This window comes from Mycobacterium sp. 1165178.9, from assembly GCF_001673555.1.
GTDB lineage: Bacteria > Actinomycetota > Actinomycetes > Mycobacteriales > Mycobacteriaceae > Mycobacterium.
The window spans coordinates 1-2,634 of record NZ_LZMB01000209.1 but is presented as its reverse complement, the minus strand read 5'-3'; the positions used below and the strand labels follow the sequence as shown (position 1 = coordinate 2,634).

Below are 2,634 nucleotides of genomic sequence, written 5' to 3'. Positions count from 1 at the left end.
GGCGTGGAGGCCATGAAGTAGTCGACGAAACCCGGTGTCTCGTGCACCAATTCGGCATACGCACGCTGCGCAAACTCGGCCACTTCGTCGAGCACCGCGTACGCCGGTTCCGCGGCATCGCCCAATCCCTCCACGTCCAGCAGCGTTGACTCCAGAGTGGCGGCCAGCAGGCTCTCGAGATTGCGTTGCGCCGCTTGCGGTTCGGCGTATTTCGCGGCGATCACCTCGCCCTGTTCAGTGAGCCGCAGCGAACCTTTCACCGCCCCGGGTGGCTGCGCGAGGATGGCTTCGTAGCTCGGCCCCCCACCGCGGCCGACGGTGCCGCCGCGACCGTGAAAGAGGCGCAACCGGATTCCGGTCTTGCTCGCGACCTCCACCAGGGCCAGCTCGGCTCGGTACACCGCCCAGCTGGAGGCCAGGTACCCGCCGTCCTTGTTGGAGTCGGAATAGCCCAGCATCACTTCCTGGCTGTCGTCGCGCGCGGCGACCAGCGCGCGATAGATCGGGAGTTCCAGCATCGCGTGCAGGATCGTCGCACCGTTGCGCAGATCGTCGATGGTCTCGAACAGCGGCGAGATGCCCACCGGGCAGTACGGCGCGTCCCCGGACGCGTCGATCAGGCCCGCCTCCTTGAGCAGGATCGCGGCCTCCAGGACGTCGGAGACCGATCGGCACATGGAGATCACGTAGTTCGGCACGGCGGACGGCCCGTACCGCTTGATCGCGTGCGCGGCCGCGTGGACGACGCCCAGCTCTTTGTGAGCCAACTCGGATAATTCCGCACGGTCGCCAACCAGCGGCCGGCGGGTGCCCAACTCGGCGGCCAACAGCTCGACCCGTTCGTCTTCGGACAGCGAACCGTAATCGGCATGCACCCCCGCCCAGGCCAGCAGCTCGGCGACCACTTCCTCGTGCACGTCGGAGTTTTGCCGCATGTCCAGGCCGCACAGATGAAACCCGAAGACCCGCACACCTTCTCGCAGCAGCGCCAGGCGATCGTCGGCCAGCAGTGCGCTACCGTGCGCGCGCAGCGACGCATCGATGGTGTCCAGGTCGGCCTGCAGCTCGGCGGGCGCGACATACGGCGTCGACCCCAGATCCAGCTCGTCCGGCGGTCGCCGGTCCAGGATCTCGGCGCCCGTCGCAGTGAGCCGGGCGCGGATCACCCGCAGCGCACGTCGGTAGGGCTCGTCGGCGCGGGCTTTCTCTTCACAGCCCTGGGCCAGCTCCCTCAATTCGGGGGTGACCGCCACCAGGCGTGCCGACATCGACAGCTCCTGTTCCAGGGCGGTCAGCTCGGCCAGGTAGTGCGCCAGCGCGGTGAATGCGGCGTTGCCGGTGGCCTGGCGCACCACGTCGGCCGTCACGTTCGGATTGCCGTCGCGGTCGCCGCCGATCCAGGACCCCGGCTGCACGATCGGCTGGTTCAGCAGATCGGCGTCGGGCCAGCGGGTCCGCAGCGCGTCGCGCACCTCGGCGTTGACCTGCGGGACCACGTGGAAGAAGGCGGCGGCGTAATAGCGCAGCCCCACCTCGATCTCGTCGGTGATCTGCAATCGGGACAACCGGATCAGCGCCGTCTGCCACAGCGTCAGGACCTGGCGGCGCAGCTCGTGTTCGATGTTGCGGCCGTCGTCGGTTTCTTCATGCCCCTCGGCCCGCAGCCGCATCAGTTCGGTGATCCGGTGCTGGGTGACGAAGACGGTGCGCCGGCGAGTCTCGGTGGGGTGCGCGGTGATGACCGGGGCCACCACCGCGCCCTTCAATGCGTCGGCGACGGTGGCCGAATCCAGCTGCGCCTCGTCGAGTTTGGCGTAGGTCGCGGCCAGGCTGCTGTCCTGCGGCGCTTCGCCGGCGGCGACGTGAATCGCCCTGCGGCGCTCGCGGTGGATGTCTTCGGCGACGTTGGCGAGCAACGCGAAGTGGCTGAACGCCCGGATGACCGGGATGGCCTGGTGGATGTCGATGCGAAAGAACATCCGCGCCAGCTCCGCCCGGTCGATCTCGGAGCGCCGCACCCGAAACGATTCCACGCGGGCGCGCTCAACGAGTTCGAACACCTCGTGCCCGCTCTGCTCGCGCACCGTGTCACCCAAAATGGCGCCCAGCAACCTGATGTCGGCCCGCATGGGCTCCGTCGCCTCACGACCCACCGTGGTGCGCTGGACGGCGCCAATCGGTTCCAGCGTGCTATCGGAAGCCTCAACCATGGGACCCAGTATCGATGCGGATGCCGGCGTGCGCCCGTCGGGGATGGCCGAGGGCCGCGAATCACCATGGCGCCCCGTTGGTCAGATCATCGTGATTTGGCAGGAATGGCCGGCCGACTGGCCGTGTTGGTTGCGAACATGTCCACCGGAATCATCCTCATGGGCCGCCCTGATGCTCCCAATCTGGTCGATGACGTGATAGCCCAAGCCAAACGGGCCTACGAGCTCGGGGTTGCGCAGGTGTGGCTGCCCCAGCAGCAGAACTACGACGCCATTTCGCTCGCCGCGCTCGTCGGAGCCGCCGTGCCGGGGCTCGGCGTGGGCACCTCGGTGGTGCCGATCAATCCCCGTCACCCGCTGATCATCGCCTCGTTGGCGCAAACGGCGCAGGCCGCCGCGCACGGCAACTTCAGCCTCGGGCTGG

2 protein-coding genes are annotated in these 2,634 nt (G+C 68.1%); one reads left to right on the top strand and one right to left on the bottom strand.

All coding sequences use genetic code 11. The features are described from left to right. Positions 1-2,210: phosphoenolpyruvate carboxylase (gene ppc / locus A5652_RS09845; RefSeq protein WP_067349904.1), on the bottom strand; the 2,210-nt coding region annotated here is incomplete at its 3' end. A gap of 138 nt (positions 2,211-2,348) precedes the next feature. Between ppc and A5652_RS09840 the strand changes: the two genes are divergently transcribed. Next, the coding region (locus tag A5652_RS09840; protein WP_156745250.1) for an LLM class flavin-dependent oxidoreductase at positions 2,349-2,634 on the top strand (286 nt) is incomplete at its 3' end.